General features: G+C 39.6%; 19 protein-coding genes. 3 read left to right on the forward strand and 16 right to left on the reverse strand.

Annotated features, from left to right (window positions below):
- Window positions 1–32 precede the first annotated feature (32 nt).
- The 4 genes from IEE83_RS25510 to IEE83_RS25525 all read right to left on the reverse strand — a co-directional run bounded on the left by IEE83_RS25510 (window position 33) and on the right by IEE83_RS25525 (window position 4,628).
- On the reverse strand, window positions 33–1,181 hold the full coding sequence (locus IEE83_RS25510) for a cysteine desulfurase family protein (RefSeq protein ID WP_194123609.1): 1,149 nt from the start codon (window positions 1,179–1,181) through the stop codon (window positions 33–35).
- Window positions 1,181–2,587 carry a phosphoglucosamine mutase gene (gene glmM, locus IEE83_RS25515; protein ID WP_194123610.1) on the reverse strand — a complete coding sequence of 469 codons (1,407 nt, stop codon included), beginning with the start codon at window positions 2,585–2,587 and terminating at the stop codon, window positions 1,181–1,183. Before glmM ends, IEE83_RS25510 begins: the two co-directional genes overlap by 1 nt.
- A 107-nt stretch (window positions 2,588–2,694) precedes the next feature.
- The gene (locus IEE83_RS25520) at window positions 2,695–3,537 is read right to left on the reverse strand and encodes a transglutaminase family protein (RefSeq protein ID WP_194123611.1); all 843 of its coding nucleotides are present in this window, start codon (window positions 3,535–3,537) and stop codon (window positions 2,695–2,697) included.
- A gap of 74 nt (window positions 3,538–3,611) precedes the next feature.
- A complete protein-coding gene (locus tag IEE83_RS25525; RefSeq protein WP_194123612.1) occupies window positions 3,612–4,628 on the reverse strand; it encodes an alpha-E domain-containing protein in 1,017 nt (338 codons plus the stop codon).
- A 221-nt stretch (window positions 4,629–4,849) separates the two neighbouring features.
- On the opposite strand from IEE83_RS25525, the gene IEE83_RS25530 reads away from it, so the two are divergent.
- Window positions 4,850–6,403 (forward strand): helicase HerA-like domain-containing protein, encoded by a 1,554-nt coding sequence (locus tag IEE83_RS25530; protein ID WP_194123613.1) that lies wholly within the window; start codon window positions 4,850–4,852, stop codon window positions 6,401–6,403.
- Between the two features lie 49 nt (window positions 6,404–6,452).
- On the opposite strand, the gene IEE83_RS25535 is transcribed toward IEE83_RS25530, so the two are convergent.
- The 8 genes from IEE83_RS25535 to IEE83_RS25570 all read right to left on the reverse strand — a co-directional run bounded on the left by IEE83_RS25535 (window position 6,453) and on the right by IEE83_RS25570 (window position 13,738).
- On the reverse strand, window positions 6,453–6,950 hold the full coding sequence (locus tag IEE83_RS25535) for an acyl-CoA thioesterase (RefSeq protein WP_194124812.1): 498 nt from the start codon (window positions 6,948–6,950) through the stop codon (window positions 6,453–6,455).
- 97 nt (window positions 6,951–7,047) lie between these two features.
- On the reverse strand, window positions 7,048–8,133 hold the full coding sequence (locus tag IEE83_RS25540; RefSeq protein ID WP_194123614.1) for a Gfo/Idh/MocA family protein: 1,086 nt from the start codon (window positions 8,131–8,133) through the stop codon (window positions 7,048–7,050).
- A 102-nt stretch (window positions 8,134–8,235) separates the two neighbouring features.
- Window positions 8,236–9,591, reverse strand: a complete 1,356-nt coding sequence (locus tag IEE83_RS25545) for a neutral/alkaline non-lysosomal ceramidase N-terminal domain-containing protein (protein ID WP_194123615.1) — start codon at window positions 9,589–9,591, stop codon at window positions 8,236–8,238.
- A 129-nt stretch (window positions 9,592–9,720) separates the two neighbouring features.
- The gene (locus tag IEE83_RS25550; RefSeq protein ID WP_228102075.1) at window positions 9,721–10,845 is read right to left on the reverse strand and encodes a 3-keto-disaccharide hydrolase; all 1,125 of its coding nucleotides are present in this window, start codon (window positions 10,843–10,845) and stop codon (window positions 9,721–9,723) included.
- A gap of 116 nt (window positions 10,846–10,961) precedes the next feature.
- Window positions 10,962–11,540: an NAD(P)H-dependent oxidoreductase gene (locus IEE83_RS25555; RefSeq protein ID WP_194123617.1), complete on the reverse strand. Its 579-nt coding sequence runs from the start codon at window positions 11,538–11,540 to the stop codon at window positions 10,962–10,964.
- A 63-nt stretch (window positions 11,541–11,603) separates the two neighbouring features.
- On the reverse strand, window positions 11,604–11,954 hold the full coding sequence (locus tag IEE83_RS25560; protein ID WP_194123618.1) for a DUF4260 domain-containing protein: 351 nt from the start codon (window positions 11,952–11,954) through the stop codon (window positions 11,604–11,606).
- A gap of 2 nt (window positions 11,955–11,956) precedes the next feature.
- Entirely contained in the window at window positions 11,957–12,577 is a 621-nt protein-coding gene (locus IEE83_RS25565) for a TetR/AcrR family transcriptional regulator (RefSeq protein ID WP_194123619.1), read from the reverse strand.
- A gap of 627 nt (window positions 12,578–13,204) precedes the next feature.
- On the reverse strand, window positions 13,205–13,738 hold the full coding sequence (locus IEE83_RS25570; protein ID WP_194123620.1) for a YceI family protein: 534 nt from the start codon (window positions 13,736–13,738) through the stop codon (window positions 13,205–13,207).
- Window positions 13,739–14,187: 449 nt separating this feature from the next.
- Between IEE83_RS25570 and IEE83_RS25575 the strand changes: the two genes are divergently transcribed.
- On the forward strand, window positions 14,188–15,000 hold the full coding sequence (locus IEE83_RS25575) for a transglutaminase-like domain-containing protein (protein WP_194123621.1): 813 nt from the start codon (window positions 14,188–14,190) through the stop codon (window positions 14,998–15,000).
- Between the two features lie 70 nt (window positions 15,001–15,070).
- On the opposite strand, the gene kbl is transcribed toward IEE83_RS25575, so the two are convergent.
- Both kbl and IEE83_RS25585 read right to left on the reverse strand, forming a co-directional pair.
- Window positions 15,071–16,261, reverse strand: coding sequence for a glycine C-acetyltransferase (gene kbl / locus IEE83_RS25580; RefSeq protein ID WP_194123622.1), 1,191 nt, complete (start codon window positions 16,259–16,261; stop codon window positions 15,071–15,073).
- Between the two features lie 36 nt (window positions 16,262–16,297).
- The gene (locus tag IEE83_RS25585; RefSeq protein ID WP_194123623.1) at window positions 16,298–17,251 is read right to left on the reverse strand and encodes an NAD-dependent epimerase/dehydratase family protein; all 954 of its coding nucleotides are present in this window, start codon (window positions 17,249–17,251) and stop codon (window positions 16,298–16,300) included.
- 170 nt (window positions 17,252–17,421) lie between these two features.
- Between IEE83_RS25585 and IEE83_RS25590 the strand changes: the two genes are divergently transcribed.
- Window positions 17,422–17,883: an Lrp/AsnC family transcriptional regulator gene (locus IEE83_RS25590; protein WP_194123624.1), complete on the forward strand. Its 462-nt coding sequence runs from the start codon at window positions 17,422–17,424 to the stop codon at window positions 17,881–17,883.
- Between the two features lie 139 nt (window positions 17,884–18,022).
- Here IEE83_RS25590 and IEE83_RS25595 read toward each other — a convergent pair whose 3' ends face one another.
- Both IEE83_RS25595 and IEE83_RS25600 read right to left on the reverse strand, forming a co-directional pair.
- Window positions 18,023–20,374: a hypothetical protein gene (locus IEE83_RS25595; RefSeq protein ID WP_228102076.1), complete on the reverse strand. Its 2,352-nt coding sequence runs from the start codon at window positions 20,372–20,374 to the stop codon at window positions 18,023–18,025.
- Between the two features lie 78 nt (window positions 20,375–20,452).
- A complete protein-coding gene (locus IEE83_RS25600) occupies window positions 20,453–21,577 on the reverse strand; it encodes a DUF4249 domain-containing protein (protein ID WP_194123625.1) in 1,125 nt (374 codons plus the stop codon).
- Window position 21,578: the final 1 nt, after the last annotated feature.

Genomic DNA, 21,578 nt, shown 5'->3' on the forward strand with positions numbered 1-21,578 from the left:
TTGTTTATAAACTTAAATATTTTGTAAGCCATTTACAGCATTACTGATTCTTTCCGATAAAGTTCTGCTAGCGTTTCGACAGCAAAATCAACTTCTTCTGCTGTATTATATTTTCCAAAAGAGAAACGAACATTAGCTCTGTCTGGATTGATTTGAATTTCGGTTAAAACGTGCGATCCAACATCGGTTCCGCTTGCACAGGCACTTCCTCCTGAAACCGCTACGCCGGCAATATCCATGTTGAAAAGTAACATATCATTCAACCCCGAAGGCGGCAGACTTACACTTAGAACAGTATATAAACTTTCGTCCAGTACCGCAGATTTACCGTTGAATGAAACACCTTCAATATTCTCCTGAAGCTTGTGAATCATTCGGGTTTTAAGATTTTCGATATGCAGGCGGTGCTGATCCATATCACGGTAAGCAATTTCCAGCGCTTTTGCCAAACCTACAATCCCGTAAACATTTTCAGTACCTCCACGCATGTTACGCTCCTGCGCACCACCATGAACAAAAGGAAAAATCTTGGTTCCTGGCTGAACGTATAAAAATCCTATACCTTTTGGTCCGTGAAATTTATGCGCTGAACCAACGATGAAATTGGTTTTCAGTTTCTGCAAATCATGTTTGTAATGACCCATGGTTTGTACGGTATCACTATGAAAAATCGCATCATAATGTTTGCACAAATCACCTGCTGCATCAAGATCAAGCAAATTTCCAATCTCATTATTTCCATGCATTAAGGAAACAAGTGAGCGGGAATTTGTTTGTAAAAGTGTTTCTAAATGAGCTAAGTCTACCTCACCCTTTTCATTCAGATTGACAAAACTTAATTCTATCCTTCCTGTTTTTGCAAGATGTTCAAGCGTATGAAGCACCGCGTGATGCTCAATTTTTGAAGTAATGGCATGTTTCAATCCAAACGTTTCGATGCTTGAACGAATCGCTGTATTATCTGCTTCTGTTCCGCCTGATGTGAAAAATATCTCCGCCGGTGCCGCATTTAATATTCCTGCTACACTTTTCCGCGCTCTTTCCACAACAGAACGAACTGCACGGCCGTAAGAATGAATTGAAGAAGGATTACCAAAAGTCTCTGTCATCAGCGGCAACATGGTTTCCAAAACTTCCTGATCCAGACGCGTCGTAGCAGCGTTGTCAAAATAGGCTTTCATTATTTGTTTTTCGGTTCTGAAATTATTTCCTTGATATCGGAAATGATCTTATTTGCCAGATTCACAGCCGTGGTCAACGTTTCTGATTCTGAATAAATCCTGATGATCGGTTCTGTATTTGATTTACGCAAATGAACCCATTCCCGGTTAAACTCAATTCTCACACCATCAAGCGTACTCAAAGGCTGTTTTGAATATTTTGTTTGAATACGGCTTAGAATATTATCAACATTAATATCCGGCGTTAGTTCAATTTTATTCTTGGAAATATAATAGCTTGGATATGAACGTCTAAGTACGGATGCTGTCTTTCCAAATTTTGCCAGATGCGTTAAAAACAAACCAATTCCTACCAACGCATCTCGTCCATAATGGCTTTCAGGATAAATTACACCACCGTTACCTTCACCGCCAATAATTGCATTGTTAGCTTTCATTGTCGTTACCACATTTACTTCACCCACAGCAGAAGCAAAATATTCACCCCCAGCTTTTAATGTTACATCTTTCAATGCAGCCGTAGAAGACAAGTTTGAAACTGTATTTCCCGGTGTATTTTTAAGAACATAATCCGCAACAGCTACCAAAGTATATTCTTCACCAAACGGAGAACCGTCTTCACACATTAAAGCCAGACGATCTACATCCGGATCAACAACAATTCCCAGATTAAATGCCCCGTCTTTCAATTCCTTACTGATATCACGCAAGTGCTCAGGGAGTGGTTCTGGATTATGGGCAAAGTTTCCTGTTGGTTCGCAGTGTAACTTTTTAATATTTTTTGTTTCAACGCCTAACGCTTCAAGCAGCATCGGAACCACAATTCCGCCTGTTGAATTCACAGCATCAACAACAATTTTGAAGTTTGCAGCTTTGATCGCTTCAACATCTACGAGAGACAAAGAGAGTACGTGATCAATATGCTTTTGAAGATAAGTATCGTCCGACTTGTAGCTTCCAAGTTTTTTTACATCAGGAAAAAGAAAATCTTCCTCATCTGCAATTCTCAGAATTTCGGTGCCTTCTTCTTCTGAAATAAATTCACCTTCATGATTTAGCAATTTCAACGCATTCCATTGAATCGGGTTATGGCTTGCTGTCAGGATTATTCCTCCCGCCGCACCTTCCATAGTTACCGCAATTTCAACAGTTGGCGTTGTTGACAATCCAAGGTCAATCACATGAAGACCAACCCCTTGTAAAGTACCTGCTACCAACCGACTTACCATTTCACCGGAAAGTCTGGCATCACGCCCTATCACTACCTTTAAATTTTGTGTATTTGTCCGCCTCAACCAAGTGCCATAAGCTGCAGCAAATTTAACAACATCAATTGGAGTCAGTGCATCTCCGGATTTACCTCCTATTATCCCTCTGATTCCTGATATAGATTTGATTAACGTCACGATCTGGTTTTCCTCTGTTTGTTACGATACAAAAATAACAAATTTCCCGCGGTCTATCGGATTATTTACTAAAACAATACTATAATTGAGTAATTGGCTGTAATCAATTATACCAGTTCAATGTCCACATGCGTCACCAGAGATGAATGTGCCGAGCCCCGGAAAAATCCCATAACAGGCGCCAACTGATCAAAGTCTGCGGATGCGCCCAAACTGATGTGATTATTGGCAATCACTTTTCCTTCTGTCGGATCAAATCCCCGCCAGCCGGCACCTGGTAAATAAACTTCCACCCATGCATGAAGTTCATGCGCCTGCATTGGATTTCCATATAAATAACCGCTTACAAATCTGGCTGCGATACCAATACTGCGGCATGCTGCAATAAATAAACGGGAATAGTCCCGGCACGATCCGGTTTTGTCGCGCAAAGTATCATCAGGAGGATAGGCTATCCCAAACTCTCTGTTTTGATAAGAAAAATTTTCTGAAATGTATTTGCTCAGTTCAACCAGAAACGGAACCGTTCCCCAATCTACCTCCGCTGCAATTTTCCTGGCAAATTGCTCAACATAAGTCGTTGCCTCATTTCTGCTCAGATAAGGGATCAGATATTTGTAAATCCTGTTATCATACAAAAAGGGAATATTTTTTGTGATAAATGGGAAAAGTACAAAATCAAAAACATTCACAGGATCTGAACAAACCGTCATTTCCGCACGTACTTTCAAACTTGTAACCGGGCCATTGAAAAAATGAACGACCTGTTCGACATTTCCTTCGGCATCTACATTTTTAACAATATTCGAAGGCGCAGGATCTATTACCAACGAATACTGAAGTACCCGTTGGTGAGGATAGGCCTTAGGATACAGATACAAAGTATGTGAATCCAGCTCAACAGGAAAATCGTAACTATAGTCAAGTGAATGACGAACTTTCAGATTCATAGAATTTCCTGTGTTTTCAGCAAAAGAGATAATGCTATTTATAAAGATAAAACCCTCTGCTAACTACAATTGGTTCAGTTCATCCATTGACTTCTGATATGTCCGGAGGTTTGTCCCATCGATTGTGTCTGTGATTTCTCAGATTCCAGACCGAAATACATATCAAAAATGGCGTTATCTACTTCGTTATTATTTGTCTGGAAACGATCCAGATATTTATGAAGACCCATTTTGAAAACGTCCTCTACGTCTGTGAATTCAAGTTCACTGCGCATTTTGCTCAATGCTCTTTCAGCGGGATTGGTATGTCCGCGTTCAGGAATTGAACCTGCAATTGCATACAAGGAAAGTTCTGCCTGACGAACTGAGTAAGCGATAGAACGCGGAAATAATTTATCAAGAATTAAAAATGCTACAATGTTCATCGGCGTCAAAGCACGATGTGTCTGGCGATACATATTATAAGCACTTACAGATTTCAAAACAGCAGTCCACATCATCAGATCCAAAGTAGAACCAGAAGTTCCGGTATCCTGCAAAAGCGTAAAATACTTAACATCCAGGAATCTTGAACATTTATCGGCACGCTCGATATGACGGCCTAAACGACCAAAATGCCATGCTTCATTACGCGTAATCGACGCATCCACAACACCATGAAAAAGCTGGCAGTTTTTACGGATATCTGTAAAAAATGATTGCATATGGTCCATATTCCGGAAATCATCAGGAGAAGTTCCGCGAATGGTCAGATAAAATGTATTGATACTTTCCCACATTTCTTTCGAAATGGTTTCACGGATTGTACGTGCATTTTCCCTCGCTTCATACAAACAGCTCACAATGGAATTCGGATTACGCTTATCAAACGTCATAAAGTGGATCACGTCCTCCTTGGTCGGTTTGTCATAATATTTGTGGAAAAGAAAATGATCAGCTGTGGCAATAAGAAGCGGCTCCCATTGTTCATCCACATCAGGCGGCAGGTCAAGTGCAAGGTTAAAATTAACTCCGACAAAACGGGCATAATTTTCAACCCGTTCCATGTAACGATTCATCCAATAGATTGAATTAGCAACTCGACTAAGCATAAGCGGCAAGAATTGTATTTAATAAATTATTTCAGAATATTGTCATAGTGATAATACCAAAATACCTAATAATATTTCGCAAAACCAAACTACTACGAAAAATAATATAAGATCTTAAAAGAGTATCATTTCACTTGGAATATTCACGCCGGGGCTTGAAATCATTACAAAATATATAATTTTGGTAAATTAGACCATTATTAACAATAACCTATACACAAGTGTCAAAAAGAGATCTATTCGTAGCGGCTATCCAGAAATCTTATCAAACTGATAAACCAACGATTCATCTGGGGTCGGCTATTCTTGACGGGGAAATAATTACAGAAGCAAAAGTGAATCTGCCGCTTCGTATGATGAACCGCCACGGATTGGTAGCCGGGGCAACCGGTTCAGGAAAAACACGCACACTTCAGGTATTGGCTGAGCAACTTTCAGCTGCCGGCGTACCTGTTTTTATGTCGGATATTAAAGGTGATTTGTCCGGTATTGCACAGCCAGGAACGTCAAATGCAGCGATAGAAGAGCGTTCTGCCATTTTAGGGACACCCTTTAAAGCACAAGGTTACCCAGTTGAACTTTATTCATTAAGCGGAAATAAAGGTGCACAAATGCGGGCGACAATTCTGGAATTTGGCCCTATTTTGTTATCAAAAATATTTGAATTGAACGATACGCAATCGGGTGTACTGGCTATTCTTTTCAAATATGCGGATGATAAAAAACTGCCGATGATCGATTTGAACGACTTGAAAAAAGTCCTGAGTTATCTTTCAGAAGGTCCGGGCGCAGCTGAAATTAAATCAGATTACGGTTCGATTTCTTCTTCAACAGCGGGTACTATTCTTCGTAAAATCGTTGCTTTGGAACAACAAGGCGTTGGATCTATTTTTGGAGAAAAATCATTTGATATTTCTGATCTGATTAATAAAGTTGACGGACAAGGTGTGATCAGTCTTTTGAATATTTCTGATGTTCAGGATAAGCCTGCGCTTTTCTCGACTTTCATGTTAAGTCTTCTTGCTGAATTGTATCAAACTTTGCCGGAAGCTGGTGATTTGGACAAACCAAAATTGGTTTTCTTTTTGGACGAAGCACATTTGCTTTTCAAAGATGCTCCGAAAGCATTTATGGATCAGATTGAACAGGTTGTTCGTTTGATCCGGTCAAAAGGTGTAGGGATTTTCTTCTGTACGCAAATGGCTCAGGACATTCCGGTTTCTGTTTTGGCACAATTGGGAAATCGCGTACAACACGTTCTTCGTGCTTTCACGCCTCAGGATGCTGATGCGCTGAAACAAACAGTAAAAACGTATCCGCGTTCAGATTTTTATTCCATCGACCAGATTTTAACAACTTTGGGTATTGGTCAGGCACTGATTACGGTTTTGAATGACAAAGGTATCCCGACGGAAGTTGCAGCCACACATTTACTGCCGCCAACTTCGGTTATGGGTCCGATGACACAATCGGATTATGAAAATCACGTGCGCCAGTCGGATGTATATTTGAAATACAAAGATCCTATTGATCCTGAAAGTGCTTATGAAATATTGACAAAAAGAATTGAGGAACGGGCCAGACAGGAGGCTCAGATAAAAGAAGAAACTACTGTAACGAAAACGAGCGGCAAACAGGAGAAAGGTATGTTTGAAGAAGCGCTTGCTTCACCTTTGGCAAAACAAATAGGAAGGGAAGTTGTTCGTGGCGTTTTTGGAATGCTATTTGGCAAATCTACAACCAGAACCAAAAAAGGCGGAATTTTCGGTTTTTAAAATTTAAATTTCTACTGCCTGTATATTTATTTCAGGCAGTAGAAATTAATCACCAGCCAATCACACAACGCTGCTTGAGAAGTTCATCCATATTTTCATTGACATCAATTCTGCCTTTTTCACTATTAAAAGCGTGACGGAATTCTTCTCTTAACTGACGGCGTGTCATTGCCTCCAGAAATCTTCTGCCATCTTCTTCACTTTCTAACAATAAAGGCGGAACCATTGCCGGCAAATCATCCTCACCTTTCGCCACCATCGTTACATAAGAAGTATTGGTATGCCGCTGAATTCCATTTCTGACATTTTCAGCAATCACACGAATACCGATTACGAGCGAAGTTCTTCCAACATAATTAACGGACGCCATTAAGGAAACCAGATCTCCTACCTCAACCGGTTTTAAAAAATCAACTCCATCTACCGAAACAGTCACACAATATGTAGCCGCATGTCGTGATGCACACGCGTAAGCAACTTTATCAATCAGAGAAAGTAAAATCCCTCCGTGAATTTTCCCTCCAAAGTTGGCGTATGAAGGAATCATCAATTCCGTAAGTGTAGTTTGCGAAAAACTGACTGGTTTTGGATCGAGTGGAGAGGGTTCTGATTTTTGCACTGGTGAATTATTTTTGAATTATCGTTTATTTTAAGGTTACTGCCTTACCAGACTTAACCGAATTTCTTGCTGCTTCCAGAATTTCAACAACTGTAACGTTAACAGGCAATCCGTACAAATCATTTTTATCCAGTTTCAAACGTCCCTGAACTACGTCAGATAAAACTGAAAAAGGATCTGTGTAAGGTGCAGGCCGCGGATCAATTTTCTTTTTTTCTTCCGGTGCTTTTTCCTGTAAACGTTCTCTTATTGTTGTAGCGTCAACGGCTACTGCATATCCTTTGGTTCCATAAACTTCCATGTCTTTACGCGCAAAAGTCCAGTTCCACGATGCCTGGATGATACATTGTGCTTTTGGGTATTGCAAAATAATCGACGCTTCGTCATCTACATTTTTATAAATATCCGGTTTATTTTGATGTGCAACTGCGGTTACCGAAATCGGTCGTTCGCCTTTCATTAGCCATGTCATCAGGTTTGCGCCATAACAGCCAAAATCCGTTAAAGCACCCGCTCCGTTTTTAACAGGGTCAGTCAGAATTTCAAAAAACTCTTTTCCAACACCAATTTCTTTTGGTCCCTGATGGCCATCATTAACCATCACTTTTCTGATTTCCCCCAGCTTTCCTTCTTCATACAGATCATGCACATATTGGTTACTGGCATACCAGGAAGTTTCAAAATTTGTCAGAACATGAATATTATTTTTCAATGCAAGACTCTGGATTTCCTTTGCGTCAGCGAAAGTTGTGGCAAGAGGTTTTTCAACCATTACATTTATTTTTCTGGGAGCACAGGCGCGTACGAGTACAACATGTTCGTTGATCGGCCCAAATGCAGAAACCGCTTCCGGTTTCGTTTCATCCAGCATTTTATTCAAATCACTGTAAAACAGCTTTTTGTCTAACTTATATCTGTTAACAAAACGATCAACCAATTCCTGATTGGGTTCATAAACTCCGACCAAAACGGCATCTTTTTTATCAGCACGATTAAATGCCCAGCCCACATGTCCATGACTTAATCCGGCCACAGCCAGACGCATTGGAGCTTGTGCGATACCAACCGTCGCAATCATTGCGACCAAAAAACTTGTCAATAAATACTTCATAAATTCAGGTGTTAGGGATTAGCTTTTGGACGTTAGAAATAATATCGATGCAATTTTTTTCAGCAAAGAATTCCAACCTTCCGACCTAATCGCTAACAGCTATCAAGACATTTTGTCGATCAAATCTTTAATTGCTTCCTGAAAATATGCACCATTGTACGGACCAAACCAGCTCATGGTTTTAGTTTCGTACAGGTCTCTATCAAAGTATTTATCATTGGTAATATACCCAACATAACCGCCATTGAAACTCGTCACCATTAAATGCAGACCTTTTTTCGCTGCATAAGCTGTCAATTCCGGCATCAGTTCTCCGGAAAAATCACAAGGCGTTCCGACCATCAAAATATTTCCGATACGTAACGCTTTCATATAAGAAGGCACATCGCCAAAAGCCCACCGAAAAACCCAGCTCCGAAGCGCCAGATTCGGCATAATTTTAGGTCTCGGATCTCTCAAAGGCAACGCAACAGTAACCGACCGAAGAATTGCCGGTTGCTTTTCAAATTTTCCAATAATGGTTTGAATTGATTTTTCAACACTGCCAGCCTGGTTTTTTACTTCGTCAAAATCATCTTTCCCTTTTTCGATTGGCGCCATACTTCCTACGGCACCAGCCATGTAGACGGCGAAATTTGCTTCTCTGCTTTCCAGATCGTCTACGAGAGCACCCGCCCAGTCGCGCGATAATTCCATGGTACTTGCATTCAAAATCGTAGAATGCGCTGCGTAAGAACTGATCATCGCTTTTTGCCCGTTATTACTAGTAATTTCCAAATTTCTAACCCAAGGATCGACAATTCCTTCATCACCGACCAGACGGTTTTTGATATCAATTGTATCCTTTACTTCTCCAAAACCAATCGTTGCAGGTTGAATATTTTTCTTCGCATCATTGATCGATTTTATAATGGCCTGTGACACAGTTTCCACCACGGCAGCATCATAAGGTCCTGCAAAAAGTTTTCCCGTAATGGTATTGTACCAGCCTCCCAAACTGTTATGACTATGAATTGCGCCAAAATAAACCTGGTCGAAAGAAAATCCGGTTGCAGGTAAAAGCTCTTTAACACGAGCCGTGATATTAGGCGGAACAATCAGCATATCAGCTGTAATAATTGCTGCTTTTGTTACACCATTTTCAATAATTATTGTCCGTACATACACTGAATCGTGCACGGCTTCATAATGTTTCCCTCTTCTTTTGCCATAACCGGCCATTGGTCCCGGCGTTGCAGGCGTAATATTCACTTTTGCCCAACCCGCACTTAATGTGTTCGAAAGGGTATCGGCGACTGGTTGATTCGTTATTTTGCCAACATTTTCTTTCCACTGTTTGTAATACGACATCTCCTTGTAAGGTGTCCGGTCAATGGTTGTTACCATCGTTGCAACCATGATCAGCAAAATAAATAATATCGAACCGATGATGTAGAGAAGGATTTTCAGGAATTTCATTGCTTGGCAGGATTGTGTTGAGAGGGTAAAGATAGGGAAGGAATTATAAATTCTGGAAGTTGAAAGTTACGGATTCTGTAAATTGAAGATTACAAAACAATTATTAACATACCGTTACGATTCGACAATTTACTTACTTTCCAAACTCACTTCAAAATCCGGAACCGGTCCTAACACCGTTTCCAATCTAAATTTAACAATTGTGTTTGCTGTCGTTCCTGGCTTGACTGAAACTGGCAAGGTAAAAGATTTTCCTTTGGTAATTTTAAACGGAAAAGAAGGTAGGTTAATAACAAACTGATCGTTAGCATTCCCGATAAGTTCGACTGCTATCAATTCAACATCATCGCCCGAATTCGTAATTTTCAATAGTTCCGGTTTGTCAGCATTAATATTTTTAAGAGCTGATTGATCTGCAACTAAATGCGGAGCATTTTTACGATTGAAATTAATAGGACGCAGCTCCATGTTTTTATAGAACACCTCTGCTCCTTCTGACTGGAACTGAATTTTCCCACGGGTTGTCTGCTGATGAATTCCCTGCCGGTAAGTATTAAAAAGCCGATTTACCACATAACCATTCACAATATAAACTGCGTCTGCACCACGAGTTATCAATTCACAGGTATTCCATTGTCCATGCGGCAGCTCAAAATCACCTGAACGGTAAACTCTCCCACCACCAACAGCATCCGCATTTCTCTGCAAAGGAGCATCGGGATTATATTGATCCAGCGATTTTCCTCGAACATTTTTCTTTTGCAAAGGAAACTCAGCAGAACCTGCGCCAACGCCAAAAAAATCACCAATTTCTCCTTCCTGAATCTGTAATTCACTGCTTCTCAGCCAGCAGTCATAAGCAAAATTAAATGGACCGGTTGCATGATAAAGTAATCCGGCATCGCGTTTAATCGTGTCATTCGGCACAGGATACCATTTTTTCTCACCCCATTTTACCTTAAATCTCAGATGATAATTTTCATATTCATCTTTTGTACTTACACCGCCCCAAAGCTGACCGGAAACATGAATTGCTCCATCCGAAACGGTAAAAACTTTAAGCGGATCGTTATTTAAACCAAATGGTTTTTGATTGGTACCTTCCGGCTGTCGCATGTAAGTATCCCAGTTGCTGAGATCCTTTCCATTGAAAATAGATTTCCAGGTAGATTCCTGCTTTGTCTGGGCAAATGCACTTTTATTTAAACCAAGAAATAAGCCTAATAAAACAAAATGATAAAACGGTCTTTTCATATATTTCATACCAAAGGTTTCAGTTCCCAAGGTATGTAATATTGATGTAAGCCGAGATTTAATTCAGACTTTAATCAGGATAATTTTGTGCTCTTAATATAGCTCAGCAAATAGCATTATCTTAATTCCTTACCCATTAATTCAATTTTCCTAAGCCACTTCTCACGGTATGTATCCGTAGAATTTCTCATAGGTCCCAAAGTTGTTGTCCTCACCGGCTTAAAACCTGAAAATTCTAATGTCATCTTTTTCATGGAATAAAATGTTGGCCGACCGTTTACAAGCCAATAATACCAGGCCGGTTGGTCGAGCGTAATGATAATATGTGCACTGCGCCCTGCAAGAAGTTTGTCCCACCAAACTGAATTTTCACGATATTTAAATGCAAAACCTGGCAAAAATGTCCTGTCTATAAAACCTTTCAACAAAGCAGGTCTTTCACCCCACCATATCGGATATATCCAGACAATATGCTCTGCCCAAAGTATTTTCTGTTGTGCATCTAATAAATCAGGTTCCAGTTCGGTGCGCTTTCTGTAACCAAATTGAAGGATCGGGTTGAAATCCAGCTTGCCTACTATTATCTCTTTAATCTCCGCACCTGCCTGTAGTGCTCCTATTTTGTAAGCCTCTGTTATCGCGACAGCAAAACTTCCGGGATCTGGATGTCCGTTTATAATAAGTACTTTTTTCATAGCTAGTAAAGTAATAATTAATAAATATTAAATGAACAGTGTTTAGTGATGATGCAAATTTTTTTACTTTCCTATTTTGCCCAAGTGTGTATGTTGAAAACTATCATTATACTTTAACCCATAACCGAATAGTCGATCCATACAGGAATGACCAAAAAGAATTAATCCTGCTAGCATAAGAGGCTGAATTGAAAGCGAAAATCCAATTATGGCCATAGTAATTCCTACCCCTTTATGATGAACAAGATTATACAAAACAGCACCCACTTTTGTATTTACAACATAACCAATCATACTTATATCCGGAAGAAGGATGAGCGCCGGATACCACCACCAGGGAAATTCTAATTTGCTAAAAAGAAAAATAGAAAGAATCCATTCTGCGGCTTCTTCCAGTTTTAATAAATTCTTCATATTTACATTGAGGATTTAATCATTTCAACAAATAATTTGAAAGAATCCTGAATGCGTTCCATTTCACGATTATCGTCTAAAAAAGTTAATCGTTTCCTTAAATGAAGCGATAATAACCCATGCATGAAACTCCATATGGTCAGTGAAGCACTTTCAACATCCAGGGTATTTTTAAAATGGCCGGCCGTAATACATTCTGCAATTGTTGTTCTGAGAAATTCAAAAGATCTGGCGCCTTCGTCCCATTCTTCTTCCCGACAGGATAAAGTTTCCATCGGGGCGTCCATAATAAACATCAGGTCATATAGTTCCGGGTTTTCAATCGCAAATTTCAAGTATTGATTTCCAATGGCAACGAGTTTTTCGAAAGGATCCTGAACAGTAGCCACAATAGAAAACTGCTCCATCATTTTCCTGAAACCTGCTTCATGAAGTGAATAAAGCAGTTCATTTTTATCTTTATAGTACAGATAAATGGTAGCCGGACTATACTCAATAGCCTCCGCGATATTTCTGATACTTGTTTTATCAAATCCCTGGGCAAGGAATAGTTTTCGAGCTGCCTCTAAAATCAATTCCCTCATTTCTTCACGTTCTCTTTCTTTCCGTTCTACGATTCCCATTTTGATATTTTTAATTTACAATGCAAATATAATAAACAGTGTTTAGTGAAAATAATTTGTTTTAGGAATATTTGTTAATGGAAATGAAAAAATACTGAAATCATCAATGTCGGCCGTGCCGAAGGCACTTTTTCTCCTGAGACAAATTCATGAAAACCACGGAATAAATTCCGTGGCTACAATATCGGTCGCGCCGAAGGCACTGTTTCTAAAAAATACTATCTGGCCTGAATGATATTGCACATTTTGATTCAATCCACTGAAAACCAGAAAAACCACAACCAAACCAAAAATGCCGTAGGCATGAACGACATTGTAGCCGTGGGTTTAACCCACTGGAAACGAAACCTAAACGCCCCTGAAATACCGTAGGCATGAACGACATTGTAGTCGTGGGTTTTAACCCGCGGAATTCGAAACCACAACCAAACCAAAAATGCCGTAGGCATGAACGACATTGTAGCCGTGGTTTTAACCCACGGGAAACGAAACCTAAACGCCCCTGAAATACCGTAATTATGGCCGACCTAAATGCCACAAATTATTAACCACAAAAATGAAATCATTTATACGAAAAATGCCCGTTCACAAAAACTGTGACGGGCACCTCTCTTAAAAACAGATTTCTTAATTCTGCTTCATCAATTGTATATTAGCGATCAGCTTCACATCTTCACCGATTAAAAGACCACCGGTTTCTGTCAGCTGCATATAATTCAATCCAAATTCCTGGCGGCTAAGTCTTCCTTCTACTTCAAAGCCCAACCTGATATTTCCATCTGTATCACGTTCCGTTCCGCCATATTCAGCATCAAGTTCGATAGGTTTGGTAATACCTTTCAACGTCAGCAAGCCTGAAAGTTTGTAATGATCTCCTTTTACTTTGTGAAAATAGTTTGACTGGAAAGTAATATGCGGATACTGTGCGGCATCAAAGAAGTCCGCTGATTTCAAATGCTCATCCCGCATGTTCTGATTTGTATCAATACTATCAACATCCAGAGAAAAATGGATTTCTGCATTTTCAAAGTCATTCAAATCAGATGTTGCCCCTCCTTCAAAATTCTTGAAAGAACCTGTAATGGAAGAGATTACCAAATGTTTAATTTTAAATTGTACATCAGAGTGTACCGGGTCTACTATCCACTTTGTAACTGCCATAGTAATTTTAACTTTAAATTTGAAAATGCCGGCGGTGATTGTTACATCAGAGTACCGGTTTTATTAATTCCAGGAAATGTAACCCACCTTTAAGTTTGTTATAAATCCATCGTCTTGCTTTCAAAAACAGAAATTAAATAAAATTAGATCATCTGTCAAAGGATTTTAATGTTTATCTAATATTCTCTTTTACGCATCCTTCTGCTTAAAAGCATTTCAATTTCACTAAGTATCCAAGATTTAATTGACTAATAATAATACCTGATATTTTAACAAGATCGTAAGATCCTGAAAAAAATTGCGCGACATTATTATAAAATTTCCCTTCCAGAAATTCTGGCATAATAGTTTGCATTCTTCTGTTAAGAAAATTTTAAAAATGAGCTCTGCACCTGATTTCCATCAATAATGCTTTCTATCTTTACATACTTTACTTAAACGACCAATACATGAGAATGAAGGGACGCAGCATATTCACTTACGACGTATATGCGCCCACAACAATTACCACAATGCTGCGCCCAAGACATGAAGAAGGCCAATCCATTATCAGTGAAGGTTTTTATATCGAACCAACAATTCCATTTTCAGAATTCACCGATATATATGGCAATAAATGTCAGCGGGCCATTTTACCCGTTGGAAAAGTAACAATTATTTCCGAAGTCGAGGCAAGCATAAATGCCACCAAAGTCACTCCGGATCCCTTACCAAAATTTATGCTGGTTAGTGAATTGCCGGATGAAGTCATGCTATACATTTTGCCCAGCCGTTATTGCCAGTCAGATTTGCACGAAATTAATATGCTTGCCCTGGAAATTGCCGGCGACCTGGTGCCAGGTTATGAGCAAGTGGAAGCGATCCGAAGCTGGATACACAATAACATTACTTACCAATATGGGGTAACGGATGCCAGTACTACCGCGGTGGATCTGGCCAGATATCGCTTCGGCGTTTGCAGGGATTTCACGCATTTGGCCATTGCGCTTTGCCGGAATCTCTGCATTCCAACACGGATGACTGTCGGATATCTCGACAAATTAAAAGACATCGATCTTCACGCGTGGTTTGAGGTTTACATCGGCGGAGAGTGGTATCCGTTTGATGCGGTGCAGGAAAAAACCGAAGGCTACCGGATTGAAATTGCGCATGGACGTGATGCTGCCGATGTGGCCATGGTTACCCAGTATGGCAATTCGATTTTGCAATCTTTACTTGTTGAAGTAGAACTGCTTGAACCAGAACCAGGTCAAAATAATTAATTCAAATCATATATAAAACAGAAATCCGGATACTTTCCAGTACCCGGATTTCTGTTTTTATAAATGAATATTAGCTAATCACACCAAGTTCTTTACCAACTTTCGTAAAAGCTGCAACCGCTTTTTCAAGATGTTCCTGCTCATGTCCGGCTGAAATCTGCACACGAATTCTTGCTTTTCCTTGTGGCACTACCGGATAGAAAAATCCGATTACATAAATTCCTTCATCCAATAATTTTGCTGCAAATTGCTGTGCCAGTTTTGCATCATAAAGCATAATCGGGACAATCGGATGTTCACCCGGAAGAATGTCAAAACCAGCTTTTGTCATTTCTTCACGGAAATATTTTGTACTGTTTTCAAGCTTGTCGCGAAGTGCGGTGGATTTGCTTAATAAATCCAGAACTTTTATAGAAGCGCCAACAATTGACGGAGCCAAGGTATTTGAAAACAAATATGGACGAGAACGTTGACGAAGAATTTCAACAATCTCCTTTTTGGCGGCTGTAAAACCTCCAGAAGCACCGCCTAATGCTTTTCCGTATGTTCCGGTGATGATATCGATCCGGCCCATTACATTACGGAATTCATGCGTTCCACGACCTGTTTTACCAATAAATCCTGATGCGTGGCATTCATCAATCATCACCATCGCACCATATTGTTCTGCCAGGTCACAGATTTTGTCAAGCTGGGCAATGGTTCCGTCCATTGAAAAAACGCCATCTGTAACAATCAAAATCCGGCGACTTCCCTGCGCATCTTTTAATTGCTGTTCAAGATCTTCCAGATTATTGTGCTTGTAACGGAAACGTTTTGCTTTACACAAACGGATACCGTCAATTAGCGAAGCATGATTTAATTCATCAGAAATAATAGCGTCCTGTTCACCCAACAAAGGTTCAAAAACACCACCATTTGCATCAAAAGCGGCCGCATATAAAATACAATCCTCCGTACCTAAAAACTCAGCTGTTTTGCGTTCCAGTTCTTTATGAATATCCTGTGTTCCGCAGATAAAACGAACGGACGACATGCCAAAACCATGTGTTTTGATGGCTTCAATTCCAGCTTCGATCACATCCGGATGTGAAGAAAGTCCAAGGTAATTGTTGGCACAAAAATTCAGAACTTCCTTTCCGTTATCCGTAGCAATTTTCGCTGCCTGAGGCGTTGTAATAATGCGCTCAGTTTTATAAAGTCCGGCTTCTCTGATGCCTTCCAGTTCTCCTTGAAGTTGTTCTTTAATATCTCCGTACATGTTTTTATATTTTAAAATGAATCAATAACAGAAGGTTTAGCTTCTTACTATTTCATATTTTTTTCTTAATTCAGTAATCATTTCTTCAGTCATTTTATCCAGCGAATAAGCCGGACGCCATCCCCAATCGGCTCTGGCTTCGGAATCGTCAATTTCTTGCGGCCATGATTCAGCGATTGCCTGACGATAATCCGGGTTGTAACTTATTTCAAAATCAGGGATGATCTTACGGATACTTTCGTAAATTTCTTTTGGTGAAAAGCTCATTCCGGCAAGATTGTAACCCGTTCGAACAGTGATTTTTTCCGCAGGAGCTTCCATCAAACGAACCGTTGCATCCATGGCATCGCTCATATAAATCATGGGAAGCGTTGTATCCTCTTTCAGGAAACAATCAAAATGTTCACCTTTTACAGCTTTGTGATAAATGTCAACGGCATAATCCGTAGTACCTCCGCCCGGCATCGATTGATAACTGATAATTCCCGGATAACGCAATGAGCGAATATCCATTCCGTAACGATTGAAGTAATAATTCGACCAGTTTTCACCAGCCGCCTTACTGATTCCGTAAACCGTAGATGGATCCAGATAAGAAAACTGATCTGCCGAACCATGCACATGTGATCCAAAAACGGCTATCGAACTCGGATAAAATATCTTTTTGACACCATTTTCTCGGGCTACTTCCAGCACATTGAAATAGGTTTGCATATTGATTTGCCAGGTATTCAATGGGTCCTGCTCGCCCTTTGCAGACAGAATTGCAGCAAGGTGATAAATTTGTGTTATACCGTGACGTTTCACGATTTTATCCAGCGTCTTTCCGTCTGTTGCATCCAACACCTCAAAATAATCCTGTCGATCCGAATTTCTTTTTAAGTCAGAAGCAATAACCTGGCTTTCACCATACATACCGCGCAAATATTCCACCAGCACCGATCCAATCTGGCCATTTGCTCCGATCACTAAAATTCGTTCAGATTTCATATTCCAAGATATTTACAAAGTATAAATCACTTGCAATTTTGCATTTTAAGATAATATTTTAAATTATTGTACTCAATTTCAATAAAGATTACTGTTTGAGTATCAATTGAAAGAAATATTTACTTATTGCAAGTAATCTCTATTATAAAAGCAGGAAAAATTATGCCATCATGGAAGAAATAGATAAGATCGACACCAAAATTTTACGCATTTTACAAAAGGATGCCAAGAAAACGACGAAGGAAATTGCCAATATTCTCAACCTTACTATTTCACCAATTTACGAGCGGATTCGGCGGCTGGAAAATCTGGGATTTATCAAGCAATACGTCGCCATTCTGGATAAAAAATTAATCAACAGACCTATTACTACGATCTGTCAGGTTTCTATGCGCTATCATAATGAAGCCTTCATAGAAAAGTTTGAACAGGAAATCCAGAATCTGGATGAGGTGCAGGAATGTTACCATATGGCGGGGCAAGTGGATTTTCTTTTGAAAATCAATGTCCGAAGTCTGGATGAATATCATGACTTCGTAAAATATAAATTATCCAAAATTGATAACATCGGCGTGCTCAACAGTACGTTCGTTTTAAAGGAAATCAAACATACTTCTGAATTTTACATTTGAGTTTTTAAACGCAGAGTTCGAAAGTTATTTTGCGCAGAGGTTGGAGAGTTTTATTTTTTGATTTGACAAATAAAAAACCCGAAAGGTTATTTTTCGGGTTTGGTACTGCACTGGATTTGGGTGGACGACACTGTAATATCTATAAGCTTCTTCGTGTTACTTCAAATGAAAATGTTTTGCTGCCAGCCAGGCCGGTTTTTGTAATTCCCTGGATAATTACCCGGTAGCGCCCCGGTTGATCGGAGGTATAAAAACTTAGCTGCGCTTTTCCTTGCACATCGGTATCGATATCAGGAGCCCAATGCAACAAATTCCTGAAATCCGGAACACGGCTTTGCAACTTTACCTGAGTGTCGTATTTTGGCTCATAAAATTCTCTTTTAATTTGTGCACCTTCATAGGGTAAAACCAAAACACGTGGATCCATTTCAAATCCGGCCAAATCTCCCCGGTATGTCGACAAACTCACTATCCCGGTAAAATCTCCCCAGCCAAGATAGTAATGTGCATTCATTAATTCAATCTTTTTTACTTTTAATGGATCAAAAGCCATGATTTTATCTGTATTAAAGACCGGAATCCCATCCAGCAAAATCAAAGGATCTGTATTGAAAATGGTTTGAGGAAATAATTTATCAACCATCCGGAAATGAAATTCTTTCTGACGTCTCCGCACCATTACACCGCGCACATATTCCCGCATAACTTCTTCCATTGTTGGAAAACGAGTAAAATCATCCAGGAAATATTTCTCATCCGGAGCACCAAAAAAGGCGATTGAATCCGAAAAAACGTATTTATTTTCCTTATATATTTTTGGTAAAAACGAGTTGCCTGTCTGCATATTGACGGTCCGTCTCAGCAACTGGTTTTCCAGTTTTTTATCAAAAAAGAAAGATTTCAATCCAACTTTTAAAGGTTGTTTTGAAAACGGATTTGCCATTTCAAAACGATAAGTGCTATCCAGACTAAGATTTGTCTGAATCGTTATTTCTTTCGGTCCAAAAAACTCTTTTACTTCAAACCGTATTGCTCCTGTGGCATCACTTTGGGAAAAATATAATCTGGCAGGAAAATCCGGAGCGGCAAGATAAGTGTTTATTCCACTGGCCGGCTCGTTGGATATGGTATTGAAAACCTTACCATAAATAAAATGGCCGTCAAACTCCGGAAGATTAGCATAAGTTACCGGAGTTTTTGAAAAAACATCGTCCCATTTAAATCTGCGCCAGCCTTGCGTGATCATCAGATTATCAAGGTCGGAGTCAATTTCATTGCTATTTCTTTGGGCATAATATTCCGGTGATTCTACATTTCCCTTCAAATCCGAGGACAGATATAAATAACTGCTGATATTTTCCTGGTCATCATTTTGAATGGAGTCTGCTAAAAATACCGAAACGGAAAGATTAGACATTTCTGCAATTGTGGCGTCTGAGTTTGTCGTCAGATCCATAATCACTTTATCCCGCGTATTATATTCCTGCTTGCTTACTTTTCCGTCAACTATAAAATCCTTGGCCGGACGTTTGAAATAAAGTCTTTCTGAAACCGGTTTTCCCGATGCATTAAAAATTGTGATCTGGTTTATACCCTCTCCTATTTTATTTTTTTCCAAAACAAAAACAGCTTTTCCCGAGGTCAGCGGTTTTGTTTCTGAATAAATATTTGCCTGATGAGCATGTACAAATAAACTCACATTACTTTCAGAATTTTCCGTTTGCGCAGTTACAATTACTTTCACCAGATTCGCCGTAGAATCTTTCACCTGCATTATGTAACCTTGCTCCTGAACTTCCGGAAGTTTGTACGCGTTGATTTTTCCTTTTGAATCTTTGATCAAGATCCGGTATTCATTTCCGGCAACAGGTTTGAACATGAAATTGCCAATCCCGAATTTTCTTGGTGAAAACCTGACCAGCGTATCATTATTCTGATTGACCAAAACCCCGTTAAAATTAATTCCTTTGCCATCACTCGCCACGGCACGAAATCCGATTTTACTTTCAACATTTCTAACCAACTGGCCACCTTCAGGGAAAAACTGGATATCATAAGCTATTTCCTGTTTTTCGTCAGGGTTTGGATCAAATTTGACAAATGGGTTAACAACCGAGATTGTAGTTTCGAAAAAATAATCCGAACTGAAATTCTTCATCCAGTTGGTATAACATCTTACTTTATAATTCCCGCTTACAACGGAGGAGGGAATAATCAGCGAGCCATTACCCTTTCCACCTGACAAAGAAAATTTCGTCTGGATTACAGCATTTTGCTCCTTATCCATTACTTCCAGATATGCAATCTTGCTTAAATCCATCAGCTGATTTGAAGCACCATTCACATCATAGGCTTTAAACCATATGGTTTCACCGACCACATAAAAACTGCGGTCAAGGTGGAGATACAATTTTTCCTGTATAGCCTTTTGACTAAACAATTGAAATTTCTTTTCAATCTCAGACAAATTGTTATCCTGTCCTTTTCCCAAATATGGAAAAGATAACAAGCTGAGGACTAACCATAGGAATCGTTTGCAATTCACGTTTTGATATCGTTATGGTAAAAATTATTGCCAAAAAGAAGGTTTTGTCGTTGTGCCTCCCTGCGCTCTGCAATCCGCACAGGCAGCATTACTATAAAGAACTGAATCCGGTCTTGTTCCCGTAAAATTTAAAAGAACTTCACCCGGAGTTGAATTCATCGCTTCGGATATTGTCAAAGTATCAGGTCTGGCGCAGGTTGGATACGCACCTAACCCTGGTGATATAAATATTCTTTTGGTCTGCTCCACGGATGCGCTGAAATAGCCAAAAACCAACTCTTTCGAATCTGTTACACATTTAAAATTTCCGGTAACCTGTGAAGGCAGCGGATCAAATAAACTGCCTGTTCCTTCGGTTGTTTTGGCCAGGCTTGTCCAGTATTCAAAAGCATCCTGCGTCAATCCATATTGTTTTACCAGAATACTATATTTGATATAAAGTTTATTGGTAGAAACCGGAACCACAGTCAGCGGAAGATCTTTTATAATATCCTGCGACAATTTAATTGTAGAACCCAACAGAATATTCCCGGATTTGATTGTCCGCCAGCAAGTGTTAACATTCTCTCTTCTGGAAATAATTTGCTTGTTAACAACTTCCAGTCCCGAATAAAAAGCAGAACGATATTCCCAGGTTTCTTCAAATTTCCAGCGGTAAAACCGGGTAAGATTTTTTGGATCATGCGTGTTGACATACATAACGCCTCCCTCCTGGCGACTGTCATATTTATAAGCTACGCTGTCGATCGGTGGGGTGCTTTTTACCTCAACATAATCCGAAACATATTCTTTTCCGTTTGCTGTTTTGATATGAAGACGGTATTTCCCGGTTACATTAAAATTTTGATGTGGCAGATAATACGATCCGTTTCCTTCCTCAACAAAATTGTAAGTCTGCCCTTTTTCCTCCTCCGCTGTAATTATAGCCCCAACTTCATTCAAAACAGCTTCCGTGGCGGTCGAACTTTGCGTATGGCTTAAATTAATCCTGCTGGTGTCGGAGCCCATGTTTAAAAACCCGTCAATAACCAGATATTTTGCATCTGAATTAACTTCCGGCGGAGAAAATGGCTCCACGCAGCTATACAGCAAAAGCAAAGATGCGATGAAACCAATTGCCAATACGCAGTACTTATTTATCCTGTTCATT

The sequence above is a fragment of the Dyadobacter subterraneus genome (assembly GCF_015221875.1).
GTDB classification, from domain to species: Bacteria; Bacteroidota; Bacteroidia; order Cytophagales; family Spirosomataceae; genus Dyadobacter; species Dyadobacter subterraneus.

Excerpts from the sequence above, each read along its gene's own strand:
- IEE83_RS25510 (WP_194123609.1), bottom strand. The coding sequence starts at position 1,181 with ATGAAAGCCTATTTTGACAACGCTGCTACGACGCGTCTGGATCAGGAA.
- IEE83_RS25520 (WP_194123611.1), bottom strand. The coding sequence starts at position 3,537 with ATGAATCTGAAAGTTCGTCATTCACTTGACTATAGTTACGATTTTCCT.
- IEE83_RS25525 (WP_194123612.1), bottom strand. The coding sequence starts at position 4,628 with ATGCTTAGTCGAGTTGCTAATTCAATCTATTGGATGAATCGTTACATG.
- IEE83_RS25535 (WP_194124812.1), bottom strand. The coding sequence starts at position 6,950 with ATGATTCCTTCATACGCCAACTTTGGAGGGAAAATTCACGGAGGGATT.
- IEE83_RS25540 (WP_194123614.1), bottom strand. The coding sequence starts at position 8,133 with ATGAAGTATTTATTGACAAGTTTTTTGGTCGCAATGATTGCGACGGTT.
- IEE83_RS25545 (WP_194123615.1), bottom strand. The coding sequence starts at position 9,591 with ATGAAATTCCTGAAAATCCTTCTCTACATCATCGGTTCGATATTATTT.
- IEE83_RS25550 (WP_228102075.1), bottom strand. The coding sequence starts at position 10,845 with ATGAAAAGACCGTTTTATCATTTTGTTTTATTAGGCTTATTTCTTGGT.
- IEE83_RS25555 (WP_194123617.1), bottom strand. The coding sequence starts at position 11,540 with ATGAAAAAAGTACTTATTATAAACGGACATCCAGATCCCGGAAGTTTT.
- IEE83_RS25560 (WP_194123618.1), bottom strand. The coding sequence starts at position 11,954 with ATGAAGAATTTATTAAAACTGGAAGAAGCCGCAGAATGGATTCTTTCT.
- IEE83_RS25565 (WP_194123619.1), bottom strand. The coding sequence starts at position 12,577 with ATGGGAATCGTAGAACGGAAAGAAAGAGAACGTGAAGAAATGAGGGAA.
- IEE83_RS25570 (WP_194123620.1), bottom strand. The coding sequence starts at position 13,738 with ATGGCAGTTACAAAGTGGATAGTAGACCCGGTACACTCTGATGTACAA.
- IEE83_RS25575 (WP_194123621.1), top strand. The coding sequence starts at position 14,188 with ATGAGAATGAAGGGACGCAGCATATTCACTTACGACGTATATGCGCCC.
- kbl (WP_194123622.1), bottom strand. The coding sequence starts at position 16,261 with ATGTACGGAGATATTAAAGAACAACTTCAAGGAGAACTGGAAGGCATC.
- IEE83_RS25585 (WP_194123623.1), bottom strand. The coding sequence starts at position 17,251 with ATGAAATCTGAACGAATTTTAGTGATCGGAGCAAATGGCCAGATTGGA.
- IEE83_RS25590 (WP_194123624.1), top strand. The coding sequence starts at position 17,422 with ATGGAAGAAATAGATAAGATCGACACCAAAATTTTACGCATTTTACAA.
- IEE83_RS25600 (WP_194123625.1), bottom strand. The coding sequence starts at position 21,577 with ATGAACAGGATAAATAAGTACTGCGTATTGGCAATTGGTTTCATCGCA.